This window comes from Paenibacillus sp. 01T442, assembly GCF_056398345.1.
The window spans coordinates 18333-39392 of record NZ_JBFTPF010000055.1; the positions used below are offsets into that span (position 1 = coordinate 18333).

General features: G+C 45.3%; 17 protein-coding genes. 12 read left to right on the forward strand and 5 right to left on the reverse strand.

All coding sequences use genetic code 11. The features are described 5' to 3' along the window. Window positions 1–643 precede the first annotated feature (643 nt). The 5 genes from AC1DLM_RS27060 to gyrA are packed head-to-tail and all read left to right on the forward strand — an operon-like array spanning window position 644 to window position 7908. A complete protein-coding gene (locus AC1DLM_RS27060) occupies window positions 644–1459 on the forward strand; it encodes a GDSL-type esterase/lipase family protein (RefSeq protein ID WP_441986694.1) in 816 nt (271 codons plus the stop codon). A 12-nt stretch (window positions 1460–1471) separates the two neighbouring features. After that, window positions 1472–2434, forward strand: coding sequence for an ABC transporter ATP-binding protein (locus AC1DLM_RS27065; protein ID WP_441986693.1), 963 nt, complete (start codon window positions 1472–1474; stop codon window positions 2432–2434). Window positions 2435–2449: 15 nt separating this feature from the next. Further along, window positions 2450–3442 (forward strand): ABC transporter permease, encoded by a 993-nt coding sequence (locus AC1DLM_RS27070; protein WP_171628870.1) that lies wholly within the window; start codon window positions 2450–2452, stop codon window positions 3440–3442. A 27-nt stretch (window positions 3443–3469) separates the two neighbouring features. Beyond that, window positions 3470–5443, forward strand: coding sequence for a DNA topoisomerase IV subunit B (gene parE / locus AC1DLM_RS27075; RefSeq protein WP_477571695.1), 1974 nt, complete (start codon window positions 3470–3472; stop codon window positions 5441–5443). A gap of 23 nt (window positions 5444–5466) precedes the next feature. Beyond that, the gene (gyrA, locus tag AC1DLM_RS27080) at window positions 5467–7908 is read left to right on the forward strand and encodes a DNA gyrase subunit A (RefSeq protein WP_477571696.1); all 2442 of its coding nucleotides are present in this window, start codon (window positions 5467–5469) and stop codon (window positions 7906–7908) included. Here gyrA and AC1DLM_RS27085 read toward each other — a convergent pair. Next, window positions 7899–8066 (reverse strand): hypothetical protein, encoded by a 168-nt coding sequence (locus tag AC1DLM_RS27085; RefSeq protein WP_441987057.1) that lies wholly within the window; start codon window positions 8064–8066, stop codon window positions 7899–7901. The genes gyrA and AC1DLM_RS27085 overlap by 10 nt on opposite strands. Window positions 8067–8397: 331 nt before the next feature. On the opposite strand from AC1DLM_RS27085, the gene AC1DLM_RS27090 reads away from it, so the two are divergent. Further along, window positions 8398–8802 (forward strand): MarR family winged helix-turn-helix transcriptional regulator, encoded by a 405-nt coding sequence (locus AC1DLM_RS27090; protein WP_441987045.1) that lies wholly within the window; start codon window positions 8398–8400, stop codon window positions 8800–8802. 21 nt (window positions 8803–8823) lie between these two features. On the opposite strand, the gene AC1DLM_RS27095 is transcribed toward AC1DLM_RS27090, so the two are convergent. From AC1DLM_RS27095 to AC1DLM_RS27105, 3 genes are read right to left on the reverse strand one after another with little or no spacing between them, the layout of a single operon-like run. Continuing rightward, a complete protein-coding gene (locus AC1DLM_RS27095; protein ID WP_441986690.1) occupies window positions 8824–9534 on the reverse strand; it encodes an RluA family pseudouridine synthase in 711 nt (236 codons plus the stop codon). Window positions 9535–9537: 3 nt separating this feature from the next. Beyond that, on the reverse strand, window positions 9538–10404 hold the full coding sequence (locus AC1DLM_RS27100; RefSeq protein ID WP_056620772.1) for a class I SAM-dependent methyltransferase: 867 nt from the start codon (window positions 10402–10404) through the stop codon (window positions 9538–9540). Between the two features lie 53 nt (window positions 10405–10457). Continuing rightward, the gene (locus AC1DLM_RS27105) at window positions 10458–11579 is read right to left on the reverse strand and encodes a peptidylprolyl isomerase (protein WP_477571697.1); all 1122 of its coding nucleotides are present in this window, start codon (window positions 11577–11579) and stop codon (window positions 10458–10460) included. A gap of 182 nt (window positions 11580–11761) precedes the next feature. On the opposite strand from AC1DLM_RS27105, the gene glgB reads away from it, so the two are divergent. From glgB to cls, 5 genes are all read left to right on the forward strand, one after another. Next, window positions 11762–13768, forward strand: coding sequence for a 1,4-alpha-glucan branching protein GlgB (gene glgB / locus AC1DLM_RS27110; RefSeq protein ID WP_477571698.1), 2007 nt, complete (start codon window positions 11762–11764; stop codon window positions 13766–13768). Beyond that, entirely contained in the window at window positions 13711–14859 is a 1149-nt protein-coding gene (locus AC1DLM_RS27115; protein WP_477571699.1) for a glucose-1-phosphate adenylyltransferase, read from the forward strand. The genes glgB and AC1DLM_RS27115 overlap by 58 nt, the downstream gene beginning before the upstream one ends. Window positions 14860–14865: 6 nt before the next feature. After that, window positions 14866–15978, forward strand: a complete 1113-nt coding sequence (glgD, locus tag AC1DLM_RS27120) for a glucose-1-phosphate adenylyltransferase subunit GlgD (RefSeq protein WP_477571700.1) — start codon at window positions 14866–14868, stop codon at window positions 15976–15978. A gap of 52 nt (window positions 15979–16030) precedes the next feature. Next, window positions 16031–17461: a glycogen synthase GlgA gene (glgA, locus tag AC1DLM_RS27125; RefSeq protein WP_477571701.1), complete on the forward strand. Its 1431-nt coding sequence runs from the start codon at window positions 16031–16033 to the stop codon at window positions 17459–17461. 114 nt (window positions 17462–17575) lie between these two features. Further along, window positions 17576–19030: a cardiolipin synthase gene (gene cls, locus AC1DLM_RS27130; RefSeq protein ID WP_477571703.1), complete on the forward strand. Its 1455-nt coding sequence runs from the start codon at window positions 17576–17578 to the stop codon at window positions 19028–19030. Window positions 19031–19114: 84 nt separating this feature from the next. Here cls and AC1DLM_RS27135 read toward each other — a convergent pair whose 3' ends face one another. Beyond that, on the reverse strand, window positions 19115–19540 hold the full coding sequence (locus tag AC1DLM_RS27135; protein WP_441986684.1) for a VOC family protein: 426 nt from the start codon (window positions 19538–19540) through the stop codon (window positions 19115–19117). Between the two features lie 251 nt (window positions 19541–19791). On the opposite strand from AC1DLM_RS27135, the gene AC1DLM_RS27140 reads away from it, so the two are divergent. Beyond that, window positions 19792–20745, forward strand: coding sequence for an NADP-dependent oxidoreductase (locus tag AC1DLM_RS27140; RefSeq protein ID WP_477571702.1), 954 nt, complete (start codon window positions 19792–19794; stop codon window positions 20743–20745). The last annotated feature ends 315 nt before the right edge of the window (window positions 20746–21060 follow it).

Genomic DNA, 21060 nt, shown 5'->3' on the forward strand with positions numbered 1-21060 from the left:
CCTTTGAAAGGATAATCGAGCCCCTTGGGCACAATAGCTGGAAAATATACATCTAATCTAGCGTATATCATCGAAAAAATGCGATTAGATGTATAAAGTACAGTTAATTTCAGGATTTTACGTCAAATAGGGGAAAGGCTAGTGAAATAGCTGTATTTTTTCCATTTAAATTCCAAAATGAGATGAACTAGGCGAAAATAGATGGAGTTTTTCCAGTTATTTGATGTAGCTGAGATGGAATATAGCATTTGAAGGATGCTGTACTCTCTCCGTGCCATAACGCACGCGACTTAGTCCCTATGTGATTATGCTGCCGACTACCAACCGTCAACCTCCATTTAACCAGTCACTGCAGTCAACTAGCAACCCGATAAGTGGAATGAAGCATGCTGTAAGTCGAAATAATCGATTTACACGATAGAATTGGCGAGTATCGAGTGCTGCAAGTCGAAAAAATCGACTTAAACTACTCCAAAACGTGTCCGCCGCAGCCTCCTCATTCATCTAGAACCCCGCACACATGCGTCTAAAGCTCATGTCACATCCCGAAAAACAGACGAATCTGTACAATGTTTGCAAATTTTGACGAGAAGCTATACTCTTAAATTGGAAATATGCCAATTATTCGCAGGAGGGGACAGCATTGAAATCATCTCGCTTCATCTGGGGTGCCATTGGTTTGACCGCGTCAATTTCTACGATTGTTTTCGCTGTTGGCTTTGCGTACGCGGCGAATCAAATATGGTTCCCTAAAGCTTCTGGAGATTTGCAACTCGCTACTCCAGCACCTACGAAACCATCGATTATTGAAAGCAGCAGCAAGCTGCAAATTGTCGCTCTGGGGGATTCACTCACAGCTGGAACTGGCGACAATACGGGCAAAGGCTATGTCGGACGTGTCCGTGAGAAGCTGGAAAAAGCAAGCGGTAAACCCGTCTTTGTGCTTAATAACCTCGCAATTCCTGGCTACAAAAGCGATCAGCTTCTTGCTGATTTAGCATTGAAAAAAACACAAGATGCACTAGCTCAAGCAGATATCATTTTGCTTACGATCGGTGGAAATGATATTTTTGCTGGAGGGGATGGGCTCTTCAAAGGAGATAATCAGACCGAATTTAATCCTGAAGCAGCAGAGAAACGGGTAGACCCAGCACTAGCCAAAATGGAAAAAATCATCTCGTCCATCAATCAAGCGAACCCGAAAGCAACGCTCTTATATATCGGTTTGTATCACCCTTTTCTTGATCTTGATCCATCGAGACAGGGTTCCTTAACCGTGCAACGCTGGAACAACGGCGTGTTTAAACTGACGAATCAATATCCACAGATGCTCATTGTTCCTACCTACGACCTATTTGAGCAAAATTTGATCAAATATTTATCATCTGCCGATCATTTTCATCCAAATGGGGATGGCTATGAGCGAATTGCGGATCGGATCGTCCAGATTTTAAAATAGGGAGGACATGCTATGGCTATAGCAGCAACGCCTAAAATCGTTTTATCTGTCAATAATCTTAAAAAAAACATCAAAAACAAAGAGATTATTAAAGGCATTTCTTTTGATGTCTATGCTGGCGAAATATTTGGTTTTCTTGGGCCTAATGGATCAGGCAAAACGACGACAATTCGTATGCTCGTGGATTTGATTCGTCCAACGGAAGGGACCATTCAAATCTGTGGGTTTGATGTACATAAAGAGCATGACGAAGCGATGAGAAAAGTGGGCTGTATTGTTGAAAATCCAGAGCTTTATTCTTATCTGACTGGATGGGAAAATCTCGAGCATTTTGCCCGCATGCTGCCTGATGTCGATGATAACCGGATTAAGGAAGTCGTGGAAATTGTCTCGATGGATCAGCGGATTCATGATAAAGTGCGTACCTATTCACTTGGCATGCGCCAACGCTTAGGGATTGCTCAAGCGCTATTAGGGCGACCAAGTCTATTGATTTTGGACGAGCCCACAAATGGACTTGACCCGCAGGGGATCAAAGAAATGAGGGAGTTTATACAACGATTAGCTGCGGATGGTCTTAGTTTATTCGTCTCTAGCCACTTGCTCAGCGAACTTCAGCAAATGTGTCACCGTGTAGCGATTATTAGTCATGGCGAAGTGATTCAAGTTGGTGCTGTTGATGAACTCATTGCGCAAGGCGGTAGGGTGGTATGGACGGTTTCACCTGGTGAACAAGCGGAGGGCATCTTGCAATCTTCTGAGTTTGTGAGTTCAGCCATTGCGGTAGACACGGAAAACCTTTCTAACTTGCCGACAACGGTTAGGCAGATTTCAACACAAATGAATCAAGAAGACATTCCTAAGCTAAGTCATCTCCTTATCGAACAAGGAATTAGCTTATATGCTGTAGAAATCAAAAATCCAACACTTGAAGATTTGTTCTTGCGTCTAACCGAAGGGGAACGAATCGAGTAGGAGAAGGTGAATGAATTGACAGGACTCTATGCTTTAGTTAAAAATGAAATGATCAAAATGATTAAGAAAAAGCGATTTTATGTCATTCTACTTATTCTTCTTGCTTTAATTCCCATGTTCACTTATGCTCAAATGCGAGTTGCTCAACATACACAGAAGCAATTTGGTACTTCGGATTGGAAGGCAGATCAGCGTCAGAAAGTGACTGACTGGGAAAAACGTCTTAGCTCCGCACGAACGCCAGATGAGTGGAAGCAGCAACTTCGCGTTCAAATTCAGATTGCAAACTACTATCTGGATCAAGACGTGAATCCAAGTTCGCCGAATGCGGTTACATTTACACGTGAATTTGTGAAAAATGCCGTGGGTTTATTTATTCCGTTGATTATCATGGTCATTTCAGCAGATATCGTATCATCCGAGCATTCTACGGGGACTATTAAATTATTGTTGACAAGACCGGTCAGGCGTTGGAAAATCCTATTGAGTAAATTAATTACCGTTATCTTCTTCACCTCACTGACTGTTTTGTCGACGGGATTGATTTGTTACTTGATTTCTGGCGTTGTTTTTGGTTACAACGGATGGCACATGCCGATCTTCACAGGCATACAGTTGACAGGGGCAGATGTCGATTTCAGTCGTGTTCGCGCCGTGGATCAATGGTTCTTTCTCTTGATGGAATTCGGCTTAGTATGGTTTACTGCAATCGTAGTAGCGATCATGTCGCTGATGCTTTCTGTACTAATTCGATCAACCGCAGCAGGTATGGGGGTCATGCTTGCCGTATTAATATCAGGAACCATTTTATCGAACATGGTTTCCTCATGGGAAACGGCTAAATATTTGTTTATGGTCAATTTGGACCTGACAAAGTATTTAACTGGAGGGATCCCACCTATTCAAGGTATGGATTTAGGGTTCTCGCTTAGTGTTCTAAGCGTATGGACTGTAGTAGCGCTTATCGTCTCGTTTACGGTATTTTCGCGCAAAGATATATTAAATTAGAGATTAAATAGATAAAGGAGGGCTCCAATGGCTGAGCAGCTAGAATTTGCGAAAGGGAAAGCCCCGACACCCACGACAGATTACGAAGCAGACGATATTCAAGTCCTGGAAGGGCTTGTTGCTGTTCGTAAAAGACCAGGGATGTACATTGGCAGTACCAGTTCTTCAGGTCTTCATCATCTGATCTGGGAAATCGTAGATAATGCAGTCGATGAGCATCTGGCAAAGCATTGTTCCAAAATTAATGTCACGATACATAAAGATCAATCGGTTACCGTCCATGATAATGGCCGCGGTATTCCAACKGGCATGCACAAGACTGGGGTTCCTACGCCACAAGTTGTATTTACCATCCTCCACGCAGGCGGTAAATTCGGCGGTTCGGGCTATAAGAAATCTGGAGGCTTGCATGGTGTTGGTGCTTCAGTAACTAACGCGCTTTCAGAGTGGTTGGAAGTAGAAATTAATCGCGATGGCAAAGTGCATAAGATGCGTTTTGAATATTGGGTTGATGATAAAGGTATAGAACATGTTGGTGAACCTGTAACAGGCCTAGAGGTTATCGGCAACACCAATCGCACGGGGACGAAAGTAACCTTCAAACCAGATAAGCGCGTCTTCCAAGGTGGAACGACAATCAATTACGATACACTAGCTGAGCGTTTGYAGGAAATTGCATTCCTGAACTCGGGACTGCAAGTCAATCTGAAAGACGAACGCACAGATAAAGTGGATTCGTTTCAGTATGAAGGCGGTGCGAGCCAGTTTGTAGCGTTCCTGAACGAAGAGAAGACCGTGCTGCATCCAGTCATTCATTTTGCCTCGGAGAAGGACGAAATTGAAGTTGAAGTCGCTCTGCAATACAATGATGGCTATACGGAGACGATTGCATCCTTTGTTAACTCGATTCCCACTCGCGGCGGCGGAACCCATGAGACGGGTTTTAAGACAGCTTACACACGTGTGATGAATGAATATGCCCGTAAAGGGGGCATTCTCAAGGAAAAGGATAAAAACCTTGACGGAACGGATCTCAGAGAAGGTATGATGGTCGTCATCAATATCAAGATGGGTGATGTCGAATTCGTAGGTCAAACCAAGGACCAACTAGGAAGTGCTATTGCACGAAGTGCGGTGGACGCCGTTGTATCCGATAAAATGACGGTTTTCCTCGAAGAGAATCCGCAAATCGCGCAAATGATGCTGAAAAAGGCCGTACAAGCATCCAGAGCGAGAGAAGCCGCACGTAAAGCACGCGAAGAGATTCGCAGCGGCAAGAAAGGGAAGAGCGAGAGCTCGAACCTGAATGGGAAGCTTACACCTGCGCAATCGAAGGATTTGCAACGGAATGAGCTATTCATCGTGGAAGGTGATTCCGCTGGTGGATCGGCGAAGCAAGGGCGTGATTCGAAGCATCAAGCGATTTTGCCGCTCAAAGGCAAGCCGATGAATCCCGAGAAAGCGAAGCTCCTTGATATTTTGAAAAATGAAGAATATAAAGCCATCATCGCTGCGATCGGAGCTGGAGTAGGTTCTGAGTTCGAAGCGGAAGAGACGAATTACGGCAAAATTATTCTGATGACAGATGCCGATACAGATGGCGCACACATTCAAGTACTGCTGCTAACCTTCTTCTATCGTTACATGAAACCATTGATTGATGCTGGCAAAGTGTATATTGCTCAGCCTCCCCTGTATAAAGTGACGAGAAAAGGAAAAAATGGTGGTCATAAATACGCGTGGACGGACGATCAATTGAACGTTGTAGTCAAAGAACTCGGCAAAAATACCGAGCTACAGCGCTATAAAGGATTAGGCGAGATGAATCCGGATCAGCTGTGGGAAACGACGATGAATCCGGAAAGCAGAACGCTGCTTCAGGTGCAGATTGAAGATGCGGCCAAAGCAGAACGTCGTGTGACGACGTTGATGGGCGATAAAGTAGATCCACGTAAGAGATGGATTATCGAAAACGTTGATTTTACGGAATATGTTGAGTAATCAAAAAGAGTGGTGACGAGAAAGTGAGTATTATAGAAGAGTTTTTACCAGCCTTTCTGGAGGAGATCGTAGGGGATCGCTTCGGTCGGTATTCCAAATATATTATTCAAGATCGCGCGATACCTGATGTGAGAGATGGCTTGAAGCCAGTTCAACGTCGTGTGTTGTATGCGATGTATGACTCCGGCAATACGCCAGATAAGCCTTACCGGAAATCAGCCAAAACCGTTGGGGATGTTATGGGTAACTATCATCCACATGGTGATGCTTCGATTTATGATGGTATGGTTCGTATGGCACAGCCATGGAAAATGGGGCATACACTTGTCGATGGTCACGGGAACTGGGGTTCCTTAGATGATGATCCACCGGCAGCAATGCGTTATACAGAAGCACGTTTGTCAGAAATCGCAATGGAATTATTGCGCGACATTGAGAAGCGTACGGTCATGTTCAAAGATAACTTCGATAATTCAACCAAAGAGCCAGTTGTATTACCTGCTCGTTATCCAAATTTGCTCGTTAACGGGGTAAGTGGGATCTCTGCAGGCTTTGCAACGGAAATTCCGCCACATAACTTGCGCGAAATTATTGATGCTTGTACAGCTATGATCGATAAACCTGAAATTACGGTTGACGAATTAATGTCCATTGTCAAAGGACCTGATTTCCCGACTTCAKGGATCATCATGGGCGAGGATGGCATTCGTGAAGCTTACCGGACAGGTAAAGGTCGTATCTATATCCGCTCCAAAACCGCGATCGAAGAAATGCGCGGCGGCAGACAGCAAATTGTAATTACAGAAATTCCCTATCAAGTGGTTAAATCTCGATTAGTAACGGCGATGGAGAACATCCGTCTGGAGAAAAAAATCGAGGGAATCGCGGAAGTACGCGATGAAAGCGGACGGAATGGGCTTCGTATCGTGATTGAGCTCAAGAAGGAAGCGGATGCACAAGGGATTTTGGCCTATTTGCTGAAGAAGACTGATTTGCAAGTGACGTATAACTTCAACATGGTTGCTATCGTGAATAAAGCGCCTCGTCAACTCGGTATCCGCGAGATCCTGGAAGCTTACATTGGGCATCAGAAAGAGGTCGTGACGTTCCGGTCCCAATATGAGCTTGAGAAAGCGGAAGATCGAGCACATGTCCTCGAAGGGCTTGTGAAAGCACTGAACATTTTGGATGAGGTCATTGCTACGATTAAAGCTTCGAAAAATCGGCAGGACGCTCAAAATAATCTCGTAGAGAAGTTTCATTTTTCAGAACGACAAGCTGATGCGATCCTTGTCCTGCAATTATACCGTTTAACGAATTTGGAAATAACAACGCTGGAGAAGGAATTGAAGGATGTTGAGAAAACAATTGCGTACTTGCGTGGGATTCTTGGCAGCTTGAAGAAATTACTAGGCGTTATTAAAGATGAGATGGGCGAGATTCGCAAGAAATATGGAATCGATCGCCGCTCCGAGATTCAAGGAGAAGTCGAAGAACTGAAAGTGAATCTAGAAGTTCTTGTAACGGCAGAAGATGTGCTTGTCACCTTGTCCAATGAGGGTTACTTGAAGCGTACAAGTAAGTTATCCTTCACACGTTCGGGTGGAGAGCTTGAGAATACTGGCTTGAAGGATGGCGATTACCTTCGTTTCTTGCTGGATGTCAATACGATCGAGAGCTTGCTGATCTTCACGAAGAAGGGGCAATACTACTTATTGCCTGTCCATCAAATTCCAGAGTATAAGTGGAAAGAGAATGGAACAGCCATCGTAAATGTCATCCCGATTGCGAAGGAAGATCGTATCGTGAATGTCATTCCTGTCAAGGGATTTGAGGATCCGACGAAGTCACTCGTGTTCGTTACACGAAAAGGTCAAGTGAAGCGGACAGAGCTGAAGGAATATATGACGAACCGCTCCAATGCGATTGTTGCGTGTAAACTTGGCGAGCAAGATGAAGTGCTTCATGTTCAAATGAGTGACAATACGAAGGAAATTCTTCTCGTCACGAAGCAGGGCATGAGCATTCGTTTCCGTGAGGAAGAAGTAAACCCGATGGGCCGTGCAGCAGCAGGTGTACGCGGCATCCAGCTCAAGGAAGACGATGAAGTCGTGTCAGCTGAGTGGATCTATGGGGATGAAGGGGAAGTACTGGTGATCTCGGACCTCGGGTATGCGAAGCGATCTCTCGTTGTAGATTATCCAATTCAAGGTCGCGGCGGGAAGGGGATTATTACCTTCGAATTCAAAGAAGGTAAGCGTGTCAGACCGAACGGTTCAGCTTTAATCCGGACATTTATTGTGAAAATGGATTACTTGATTACAGCTGTGATGAGTAATGGCGAGAAGCTGCGATTCTCAACGGAAACAGCTCCGTTAGAAGATCGCAAAGCCCAAGGCAAATCACTAATTCCTGTGACGAAAACAGAATCGATTGTTGAGATTTTGCGCTTTCCTCAATCGTAACTAATCGTTGGAGGATCCAGTCTTTCAATTAATGCAAAAGCTATTTCTAATAAGACCCACAAAGGCATCGGTTCATCTAATCGATCAAGCCACTGTGGGTCTTTTAGCATACCGGCTTCCAGCGCTTTTTTGCCTAGCTCCACTTTCCATGCTTCCAATCCAATCACTCCTTGAAAGTAAGTTAACAGCCTTGCACGTCAAGATTCTCCGAAAGTAAAGGGACTCCTTGTTGATTACAAGGGTGCATGACACCTTCGATCAGTATATGTAAGTACTGGGCAACTTGTTAAAAGAAGTCGATTCGCTTGTCATTCCACACAAGACTAGACAAACTGTGTGAAAGCTCGACATCAGGTATCAGCAAACCACAGCATGTCTATGAATCTCGCAATTTTTGTAAGAAAATATTAATGGCATTAATCTTTAAAGTAGAGAAAAGGCATGCTATACTTGCTGTAAATAGGTGAAAATGGAAGCGAGTTGATGAGGATGTATTCCGATGAATTCGGAAAGCTATGGCTAAAATTATCGAAGGAATTGAAAAATCAGATGGAGGTAGGCTTAGCCCCTACGATTACGGAAGGACAACTGAATGTGCTTGAATTGCTCCTAGTCCATGAACGTATGAAGCCTTCGGATTTAATCGAGTATTTATCCACGACACCTGCTGCCGTTACAACCTTATTAGACCGGATGGAAAAAGCGGAGTTAATTAACCGTGTGCGAGATGAGAAGGATCGCAGAATTGTTTGGATCCATGTGACGGATAAAGGAAAAGCGGAATGCGAGAGAGGCCGTGGAATCCGTGAAGAACTGTTGGATTCATACCTGAATCGCGTTTCCGCTCATAATCAGAAATTGCTTATTTATTTATTGGGCAAGGTTGCGAATTAAATGGTGTAGAACTTCATTCCCTCATAACTCGGGAATCGTGAATTCGTTCCAAGGCCGCTGCACAGGTGGCAGCGACCGGAAGTGCATCTTCTCTTTGAGCACAGGATGCTCAAAGGCAAGTGCCGTGGCCCACAGCGCGAGCTGTTGGCCTGGTTTGTTGACAGCGCTGCCGTAGCGCTGGTCCCCGTACAGCGTGCAGCCAATGGCAGCCAGCTGCACGCGGATCTGATGCGGCCGCCCGGTGTGCAGCTTGATTTGGATCAAGCTGAGCCCGTCTTGGCTGCCGAGCAGCTTATAGTCCAGCACCGCCTCCTTGGCGTCCTGCTGGCCTGCCTTGACCACGCTGACGGTATTCGTCCGCGTATCCTTCCACAGCCAGTGGCGCAGCGTAGCGGCCGGCTGGGAGGGCTTACCGTGCACGACAGCGACGTACGTCTTGTCGAGATGCCTTGTTCGTACCGCATCCGATAGTCGGGACGCGGCTTTTGACGTTTTGGCGAAGACCATCACGCCGCCAACCGGACGATCCAAGCGATGAACAAGCCCGAGGTAAACATTGCCGGGCTTGTTGTACCGCTCCTTGATATCCGCCTTCAAGGCGTTCAGCAAGTCAAGATCACGAGACTCGTCTTCCTGCGTAGGCATGTTGACGGGCTTCTCAACCACAAGAATGTGGTTGTCTTCGAAAATAATCGGTATCTGCGATGCGCCGTATTCATCCTTCAATGCCACCGCTTACGCCTCCCAGCGTCCCAGAATACCGCAAGGGAGCATAAGGCCGGAGTGGGTGATCGGCAGGCCGATTTCACCGCTGGAGATCGTGCCGCCATGCTTGTCTTTCATCGCCATTGTCAAAATGTTCTGAAGCACAGTTGCCGAGATGCCTGTCGTGTAGGAATTGATTAACAGGAACAAGGGGTTGTCCGTCAGAATAGATTGGCAAGTCTGGATGAAAGGGAAGAGATCATCTTCCAATTTCCAGGTTTCACCGTTAGGCCCACGTCCGTAGGATGGTGGATCCATAATGATCGCATCATACTTGCTGCCGCGRCGCTGTTCTCTCTGTACGAATTTGAAAACATCATCCGTAATGAATCGAACAGGTCTAGAACCCATGCCGCTTAGGTGCAAATTCTCCTTGGCCCATTGTACGACCCCTTTAGATGCATCCACATGGCATACTTCTGCGCCAGCATGCGCGCATGCAAGTGTTGCTCCACCTGTGTAAGCGAAGAGATTGAGTACTTTGATCGGACGACCAGCACCCTTAATCTTGTCCATCATCCATTTCCAATTGACCGCTTGCTCAGGGAAAAGACCCGTATGTTTAAAGCTAGTTGGCTTAATATAAAAGGTCAGTTTCTGATCATACGTAATCGTCCAACGCTCGGGGAGCTCTGCATTCTGTTGCCATTGGCCGCCGCCGCTGGAGCTGCGGTGATAATGCGCATCAGCTTGACGCCAAGCAGGCGTTTCTTTCTGTAGTGGCCAAATAATCTGTGGGTCGGGTCTGCGAAGAACAATCGTCCCCCAGCGCTCTAGCTTTTCGCCGCCGCCTGTATCGAGCAGCTCATAATCGACCCAATCTTTTGCATAAAACATGTTGTAATCCATCCTTCAACTGTTTACTAGACTAAACATCCATTGTACACCATTTATTGACCTAAATCGATCTTTTCAATCAGACCAGGCAGTTCTTTTTCAGTAAATTGTTGGAATTGCGCCTGTTCAAGTGAAGCACGCAGTGATTCTTTTACTGCAGCAAAAGGTTTAACAGAACGAGAGTCAACTTTGATCACGTGGTAGCCAAACTCGGTTTCAACGGGATCACCAATCGTTCCAACCGCTTGAGAGATCGCTGCGTTTTTGAATCCTTCAACCCATTGGCTCACATCGGCATCAGCATAAAGACCACCATTATCCTTTGAACCTGGATCTTCGGAGTATTGCTTAGCAAGCGCTACGAAGTCTCCGCCATTTTTGAGCTTGGTTTGAATATCCTTGGCAAGTGTAAGTGCTTCTGCTTTTGTACGAAGGGTTTTGCCTTCGGCGTCGTTAAGTCCGATCAAAATATGACGTACGGAAGCGATTGTAAACGCATCTTTATTCGCAGCAAGTGCAGCATCATATTGTGCTTTCAACTGAACGTCTGTAATACTCGATTTCACATAGTTAATCCCTGTCATGCTGCCAACGAGGTAATATTGAAGATAAATTTCCGTTGAATTCGCTGATTGCAAGTCCGCTTTAAATTTATCTTCCCCAAACTGTTGCTTCCAAGCTGCTACTTGTGCAGCTGCGGCTGTTTTTGCAGCAGCCTGATCTGCTTCTGATGAACGACTATAAAGAATTCGATTCGTCACTAATTCTTTAAGGACACTAGTCTGATAGTCTAGGTTGTCCTTCGAAGCCGCATGCGAACTATTGAACAGGGCTTTGAGATTAAAGAACGTATCGAATTCTCCCTTCGTTACCGTTCCGCCTGTGTATGTTGCAACGACTTGATTCGGATTATTTCCAACCCAAATTGTACTTGTTGCATCATCCCACGTAACTTTCTTGCCAAGTGAGTCGCTCATAAAGCGCAGGGGTACATACGTATTTCCTTCATAGATGAATCCTTTGGCGTCCGTTGGCGCTTTTTCCACACCATCAAACATATACGTCAGATTACGGAAAGCTACTTCGATTTGTGTCCCAGCTGCAAATGCTACAGTTCCACTTAAAACAGAACCAATAGTTAAACCTACGATAAGTCCTTTTACTTTATCTTTCATTATGAGTGTTCCACCTTTCATTTCTAGTCCTATCAATAATTCACCGAAGGTTGAGAGATTTCCTTTTTTTTATTCGAATCGAATTGAAGGAATTCCTTACCTGTTTGTTGTATTTGTAGAGGTAGAGACGATTTGTTACACGCATCTTAGAGTATAGACATGTCGAAATAGGGAGGGATAATGTGGGAGCAAACGTTGGTATACCCAGCTCCGAGGATTTGTTTCTGCTTCATGAAGGATCCCTGTTCCACAGTTATCGTATCTTAGGGGCACATGTTAGCAAAGAAAAAGGGCATGAAGGTGTTCGATTCGCCGTATGGGCACCGCATGCAAGAACCGTGTTTGTACTTGGAGATTTCAATGAATGGCAATCCGGCGAGCATAGGATGGAAAAAATTAGTTCATTAGGACTCTGGATGATCTTTATTCCCGAAGCACGTGAAGGCGACTACTACAAGTTCGAAATTCATAGTCAGACAGGGCAGATTTTGTTAAAAGCTGATCCCTATGCCTTCTATTCTGAATTAAGGCCCGGTACGGCATCGCGGGTGGTAGATTTAGATGGTTATGATTGGCAGGATCAAGCCTGGCAGCAGCAGAAGAAAGAAGTCCCCGCTTATAACAAGCCGCTGTCCATTTACGAAGTGCATTTAGGCACTTGGCGTAAAAAAGATCGTACAAGCGAAGAGCAGTACACGTACGAACAATTAACGACTGAATTGGTGGATTATGCGGCTGATATGGGGTATACGCATATTGAAGTCATGCCGCTAGCGGAGCATCCTTTCGATCGTTCGTGGGGTTATCAAGCAACAGGGTACTTTTCGGTAACTAGTCGTCACGGTGCCCCTAAGGATTTCATGCGATTCGTAGATCGCTGTCATCAGAAGGGAATTGGGGTCATTATGGACTGGGTCCCAGGTCATTTTTGCAAGGACAGTCACGGTCTTCGTCAGTTTGATGGCAAGCCTTTGTATGAATATGAAGACCCTCGCAAAGCAGAGAAGCTGGAGTGGGGGACACTTACCTTCGATTTCGGCAGGCCGGAGGTTCAGAGTTTCTTAATCTCAAATGCCTTATTTTGGATGGACATGTATCATATGGATGGGATCAGAGTAGATGCTGTTGCTTCTATGCTGCACCTTAATTTCGGCAGATGGAATGAGGAGCCCATTCGAAATCAACTCGGTGGCGAGGAGAATTTGGAGGCCGTTGCGTTCATCCGCAAGCTGAATCAAGTTGTATTCTCCTATTATCCAGACGCGCTGATGATGGCGGAAGATTCGACGGATTGGCCGCTTGTTACGGCACCTGTGCACGAAGGTGGACTTGGATTTAACTACAAGTGGAATATGGGTTGGATGAACGATATGCTAAAATATATGAAACTGGATCCCATCCACCGCAGATATAATCACAAGTTGATTACCTTCTCGTTCATGTATGCATGGAGCGAAAATTATGTACTGCMTTTGTCACATGATGAAGTCGTGCATGGTAAGCGTTCACTCCTGCATAAGATGCCAGGAGACTATTGGCAGAAATTTGCTAATCTCCGTGTATTATATGGCTATATGTCGGGGCATCCAGGGAAAAAACTGCTCTTCATGGGAAGTGAATTCGGTCAATTCGACGAATGGAAGGATCTCGAGGAGCTGGATTGGTTTCTATTAGACGGTTACGAGAAGCATGAGCAGATGCATCACTACGTGAAGTCGCTCAATCAATTTTATTTGAACGAATCAGCCTTGTGGCAGCTGGATCATGATCCAGAAGGCTTTGCATGGATTAATCCCCATGACGAGAGCCAAAGTGTTGTCACATATATGAGAAAAGGGAAATCGCCGGAGGATGAACTTATTCTTGTGTGTAATTTCACACCTGTTGTTCATCCGGATTATCGGATCGGCGTTCCGAAATTAGGTCTCTACGAAATTGTATTTAATAGCGATGCTACAGAATTTGGCGGTTCCGGACAAGGAAATACGCTGCCAATCACAAGCAAGGCAAGTCCCATGCATGGTATGCCATACAGTTTATCGTTATGTATTCCGCCGCTTGCGGCTGTCTATATCAAGTGTGTGAGTGAATTCCAATCAGAGATTGATGAAGGTGAAGGGGGAAATCAAATATGCGCAGTAAAGAATGTGTTGCTATGCTCCTCGCTGGAGGAGAAGGGCGAAGATTAGGCGTACTGACGAACAATTTAGCTAAGCCAGCTGTTCACTTTGGCGGCAAATACCGCATCATTGATTTTACTCTCAGCAATTGTACGAATTCTGGGATTGATACCGTAGGCGTTCTTACGCAGTATCAGCCTCTTGTTCTCAATACGTACATTGGTATTGGAAGCTCTTGGGATCTTGACCGCAAGCATGGCGGTGTAACTGTACTGCCACCGTTCATGGAGCAAAAAGGCGGAGATTGGTACAAAGGAACTGCAAACGCGATTTATCGCAACATCGGCTTTATCGAACAGTATGATCCAGAATACGTCTTGGTCATCTCGGGTGACCATATTTATAAAATGGATTACGATCTCATGCTTTCTTATCACAAAGAGAAAAAAGCGGACGCAACGATCGCTGTAATCGAAGTGAAATGGGAAGAGACTAGCCGATTCGGCATCATGAGCGTAAATGAGAAGCAGGAGATTACTGAATTCGCTGAAAAGCCGAAGGAAGCAAACTCCAACCTGGCTTCTATGGGGATTTACATTTTTAACTGGAAAGCATTGAAATCGTATTTGCTTGAGGATGAAGCGAATCCTGAGTCTAGTAAAGACTTTKGGAAAGATATCATTCCGATGATGCTGAAGGATGAAGCGAGAATGTTTGCTTATCCATTCGAAGGCTATTGGAAGGACGTCGGAACCATTGATAGTTTATGGGAAGCGAATATGGACCTTTTAGATGACAATAATGAGTTAAACTTAAATGATAAAGACTGGCGTGTATATTCACAGAATCCGTACCAACCTGCACAATACGTGGCGCCTACGGCAAATATTAAACGTTCATTGGTGAATGAGGGCTGTGCGATATTTGGAGATGTTGATCATTCCGTTCTCTTTTTCGGTGTTCAAGTAGGTGAAGGCAGCCAAATTAAAGATTCTGTCATTATGCCGAATGCTAAGATTGGTAATAACGTAACGATTATCAAAGCGATTATTGGTGAGAATACGGTCGTTGAAGATGGTGCGGTTGTCGATGGCGATGGTGAAATTGTACTTATTGGCGGTAACGAACGGGTAACAGGCTACGCTAATCAGAAGGGATGATGTCAGATGAAACATGTGATGGGAGTCATTAATTTAGTCAATGAACCGGATGATTTGGAGGAACTGACTTATTTCCGCTGCCCGGCATCTGTGCCTTTTGGTGGTCGTTATCGGTTAATCGATTTTGCACTCTCGAATATGGTGAATTCAGGGATTGACAATGTAGCTGTATTCACTCAACACAAATACCGTTCGCTCATGGACCATCTGGGATCTGGAAAAGAGTGGGATTTGGATCGTAAGCGTGGGGGACTTTTCGTCCTACCTTCCGTACTGGATGAACCGACGGGCATCTCGCGCGGTGATTTGTATCAGTTCTATAGCCATCGTGACTATTTCTACCGCGGTAAAGAAGAGTTCGTCATTATTTCCCGCAGCCACATGGTGTGCAATCTGGATTTGAACGATGCAGTGCGTTATCACGAAGATATGCAAGCGGATATTACCGTGATATATAAGCAAACCGATGAAGAAGTCCATKGGAAATTCCGCCGAATGGCAGTGAAAGACACAGGTCAAGTAACATTGATGGAAGATCACACGGGCCGACTGCGGACAAATAACATTTCCATGGAAATGTATATTATGAGCAAGGCTTTACTGCTGGATATGGTCGAATCCTGCTTAGCGCAAGGATATGATCATTTGGTGCGTGACGGCATTATGAAAAACATTGATAAGCTTAGCGTGTATGGCTATAAGTTTGAAGGGCATCTGGGAATTGTGAACTCGATTCAAGGCTACTACAAACACAGCATGCAGCTGTTGAATCCTGCGATTTGGCGCGAGCTGTTCTTCCAGAAGAATAATCTGATCTATACCAAGGTTAAGGATGAGCCGCCTGCCAAATATTTGGACTCCGCTTCCGCTAAGAACGCACTTATCGCAAATGGCTGCCAGATTGAAGGAAAAGTGGAGAACAGCATTCTGTTCCGCGGGGTGAAGATCCGCAAAGGCGCCTACGTGAAAAACAGTATCATTTTGCAAAACTGCGAGATTGAGGAAAACGTAATTATCGAGAATGCGATTCTGGATAAGGACGTCTTCATTAGTCGCGGCCGTGTATTAACAGGTGACAATAAAGCACCATTCATTGCAGCGAAAACCAAAGTGATCTAATCGCAAGTTCGTGTGATAGGTCAGGTTCTAGCAAAGTTGGAGGAGTGGMAAGATGAAAATACTGTTCGCGGCTTCGGAGGCCGTTCCTTTTATAAAGACAGGCGGATTGGCGGATGTGATCGGCTCCTTACCTAAGGAGCTGACGCGTCAGGGACTTGATGTACGTGTTATTTTGCCCAAATATGGTGATATCCCGGCTAAGTTTAGAGATCTGATGACACATGTGACATCATTTGATGTGCAGCTCGGCTGGCGCAAGCAATATATCGGAATTGATATGTTGGTGCATGAAGGGGTTACCTATTATTTCGTCGATAATGAGTTTTATTACAAGCGATCTGGTATTTATGGCTTTGGGGATGAGGCGGAGCGATTTGGCTTCTTTTGTCGAGGTGTCATTGAAGCCCTGCCTTATCTGGATTTCCAGCCGGATGTGATTCATTGTCACGATTGGCAAGCAGGTATGATTCCTGTGTTGCTGAAGGCTCATTATCAGCATTTGCCTTTCTTTAGCGAGATCAAGACGATGACAACCGTTCATAATTTGAAATACCAAGGTGTTTTTGGCCAACAAGTGTTTAAGGATTTGTTTGGTTTGTCAGATGACCACTTCTCAGGAACAGCGCTAGAGCTTCATGGTGGCGCAAGCTTCCTGAAGGGTGGACTGTTGTATTCAGATCAGATTACAACGGTTAGTCAGACGTATGCGGAGGAGATTCAAACACCGTATTACGGTGAATTCTTGGACAGCCTGTTGCGTCACCGCAAGGATCAATTAACGGGCATCGTGAACGGAATTGATTACGACGTGTTCGACCCTATGACGGATAAGAATCTGGTTGTGAATTATCGGGACTCTTTACCGAAGAAGACGCAGAATAAGACGGCGCTTCAGGAGCGTCTAGGACTTCCTGTGAACGGTGATATCCCAATGATTGTACTGGTTACTCGTCTTGTACAGCAGAAGGGTTTAGATCTGATTCAGCACGTGCTTCGCGAAATCTTAAGCTTGGACATCCAGCTAATTGTTCTTGGTACGGGCGAGCCTGTCTATGAGCAAATGTTTCGGAACGCTGCAGTCACACATCCGACCAAGGTGTCGGCGCACATTTACTTTGATGAAGCGTTAGCACACCAGTTCTACGCAGCTTCAGATCTCTTCTTAATGCCATCACAGTTCGAGCCATGTGGCATTGGGCAGTTGATTGCGCTACGCTATCGTTCCGTACCCATCGTTCGTGAAACGGGCGGTCTGAAGGATACGGTGCAGCCGTATAATGAGTTTACAGGAGAGGGTACAGGTTTCTCCTTCACGCATTACAATGCCCATGATATGCTTCATATCATCAGGCGAGCGGTTTTCTTTTATAAGAATGACCGTGACAGTTGGATGAAGATTCAGCAAAATATGAAAAAAGGTGACTTTAGCTGGCGCAAATCTGCGCAGCAATATATTACAATTTACAATGAAATGACCTCTTAAATACTGGGAGAAAGCCTCTTGATTCGAAAGAATGAGGGGGCTTTTTTCGTTATTTTGAAAATTCAGGTATAATAGATACAGATGAGTAAAGAGGGTTGGAGTGGTACAATGGGCATGGATTGGATTTCTCATATGTTGACCGTGTTGTTTGTTGTAAATATTTTATTGGCGCTCACGGTGGTTTTCTTAGAAAGACGTAATGTGGCTGCAACATGGTCATGGTTAATGGTGCTGCTATTCATTCCTATTCTAGGCTTTCTATTGTACGTGATGTTGGGTCAAAACTTGAGCCGGCGCAAGCTGTATAAATGGAATAAGCGCATGCAGGAACGGATGCAGACTGTGATTAGTGAGCAGCGGCAGCAGCTCATGGACGGGACTTTTCCCTATATCGATCCAATGGTGATGGAGTATCGGTATTTAATTTATTTGAATGTCGCTACGAATGATTCATATTTGTCACAGGATAACGATGTACATATTTTCACAGATGGGGTCGAGAAATTTAATGATTTGATTAGTCGAATTGAGGCTGCCGAGCATCATATCCACATGCAATATTATATTGTCAAAAATGATAACTTAGGTCAGCGGATCATGGAAGTGCTCACACGGAAAGCTAAACAAGGGGTGACTGTTCGTTTTCTATATGATGATATCGGCTCACGTACGTTGAAAGATTCGTTTTTCAAGGATTTTCTACTGGCAGGTGGACACAAAGCGGCATTCTTTCCCTCACGTATTCCTTTTCTTAATTATCGTGTTAACTATCGGAATCATCGCAAGCTCGTAATTATTGACGGGCAGATCGGCTATATTGGCGGATTTAATATTGGCAATGAATACCTGGGATTAAATCCAAAATTTGGTTACTGGCGGGATACACACCTTCGATTGACGGGCAGCGTCGTGCGAGCGTTGCAATCTCGGTTCATACTGGATTGGAACCTTGCATCAACAGAATCATTGGAAGTAAATACGACGTATTTCCCGGCAATCTTGGAGAATGCCGTGCAAGGTAGGGTCCCGATGCAAATTGTCGCAAGTGGCCCGAATGAAACTTGGCCGCATTTCGTATATACGTTCTTGAAGTTGATTCATTTGGCCAAAAGCCGAATTTTGTTGCAAACACCCTATTTTATTCCTGAAGAAAGTATGCTGAATGCTTTGCGAATTGCGGCTCTGTCGGGGATTGATGTAAGGATTATGATACCTGAGAAGGYGGATCATTTATTCGTCCATTGGGCTTCGTTGTATTATGTGGGTGAACTGCTGCGTGCAGGTGTGAAATGCTATCTGTATGATTACGGCTTCCTACATGCCAAAACAATTATCGTAGACGGCAAAGTGGCCTCAGTTGGTACCGCGAATTTCGATATTCGCAGCTTAAGGCTTAATTTTGAGACGAATGCGCTGATGTTTCATGAAGAGACAGCAGCAAAGCTGGAAAACACCTTCTGGAAGGATATGGAGGGGTGTATGGAGTTAACGCTGGAGGAATATGAGAAGCGCTCACTTCGCATCCGTTTCCTGGAGTCGATTTCGAAGCTGATATCACCAATCTTATAGTGCAAATAAAAAGGATTCCGTAAACTCACTTGAAGGAAGTGAGCTTTGGAATCYTTTTTCGTTAGAGAGAACTATTTGTAATGTCTAGAAGCTTTCGCCACTATCAAGATTGAACTGCCAAAGAATGCCAAACTTGTCCTCAATTTGACCGTACAATTTACTCCAGTCCGTCGCTTGAAGCTCCATGGCAATTTTTCCGCCCTCTTTGAGCTTATGGAATACGTTTTGGATTTCATCGGCGTTTGCGCTAACGTAGGAAAGACTGATGTTATTTCCTACAACGTAAGGCATACCTGGGAATACGTCAGAGAACATAAGCGGGCTTCCGTTAATATCTAGACGAGCGTGCATAACGCCATTTTTGGCTTCTTCAGGAAGCGGATAGTCGGGGTGAGCTGGCATATCGCCAAAAGTAATGATTTTGGGAGTGGGCAGATTAAATACTTCTGCATAGAAAGTCACAACTTCGCGAGTGTTTCCTTGGAAATTTAAATAAGCATTAATTGACATGACCATTCTCCTCTAATTGTGAAATTGGGACAATCTCCTATATTCTACCACTGGTTACATAGAAAATCCACCAGACCTATAAGCGGAATAACAATGTCTGGAGTTGGCTTTTGCCTACGGCGGATAAAGATTGGAGTACCTGATCGGAGGCTTGGCTCATCGCGGCACGAGCTTTGGCAAGTAAGGGAGGTGCTTCATCCGTCAACACATTAAATATACCATACATGCGAAGAAAAGAGGAGAGAGCCAAGATGAGCGATCATATGGATAAGAAAGAGGCTAATCCCATGCGTGCTGTGCGTTATCATGCTTTTGGTGAGGCTGAGGTCCTGCAAGTAGAAACAGTCCCTATTCCACAGCCACAAGAAGGGAAAGTGCTTGTTCGCATACATGCCGCTGGTGTTCTACCTGTGGATTGGAAAATACGCCGTGGATTATTCCCGATGCCGGTCCAATTCCCACATATTCCGGGAACAGCTTTCACGGGTGTAATTGAGGCAGTTGGAACAGGGGTGTCCACCTGGAAGATTGGAGATCCTGTATTCGGCCGCAGTACGAAGGGCACATACGCGGAGTATACGACAGCGCCTGAGGATGTGATTGCTCGTAAGCCTGCTTCGATATCCTATGAAGAAGCTGCAACATTATCAGGAGGAGCCACAACTGCGTGGTGTGCCATTGTTTCGGAAGGTCAAGTGAAGCCGAACGAGCGTATTCTGATTCATGGCGCTGCGGGAGGCGTTGGGATGTTCGCGATACAGTTCGCGAAAGGGATCAGTGCTGAAGTCATTGGTACATCAGGGCCGACGAATGTGTCTTATGTGGCATCATTAGTCGCAGACATGGTGTTTGACTATTCGTCTGAACGATTCGAAGAGATCGTACAGAATGTCGATTTCGTATTGGATATGGTGGGTGGGGACACACTTGCACGTACATGGTCTGTTATGAAGCATGGAGGCAGATTGGCCTCGATCGCGGGCCAACCGCCGCTGATGAAAGCCAAGCAGCACGGTATTACCTTGATTCGTCCGGGCATCGCCACGAAGGGAGATTTGAAAGCCATTGCTGAGCTAATCGATGAGGGAAAGCTAAAAACGATTCACATCGAGCAAAGCTTTGCAATGGAAGATGTGCGTCAAGCACATGAGAAGAGCGAGACGGGGCACGGACGAGGTCGTATTGTGCTGCGGATGATCGATTGAGCTCTTTTCATGAATGCGTAACAAAGGACCTGCCGTCAAACCTTAACGACCTCACTAATACGCCACTTTAACGCACTAGAAGAGCTCAGTTAGAGGTTCCCCGGTCGACCATCGCACGCTCGCGCACAAAAATTGTGCGCAAGAGAAGAACCATGGTTGACCATCGCCCGCTAGCGCACAAAAATTGTGCGCAAGAGAAGAACCATGGTCGACCATCGCACGCTCGCGCACAAAAATTGTGCGCAAGAGAAGAACCATGGTTGACCATCGCCCGCTAGCGCACAAAAATTGTGCGCAAGAGAAGAACCATGGTCG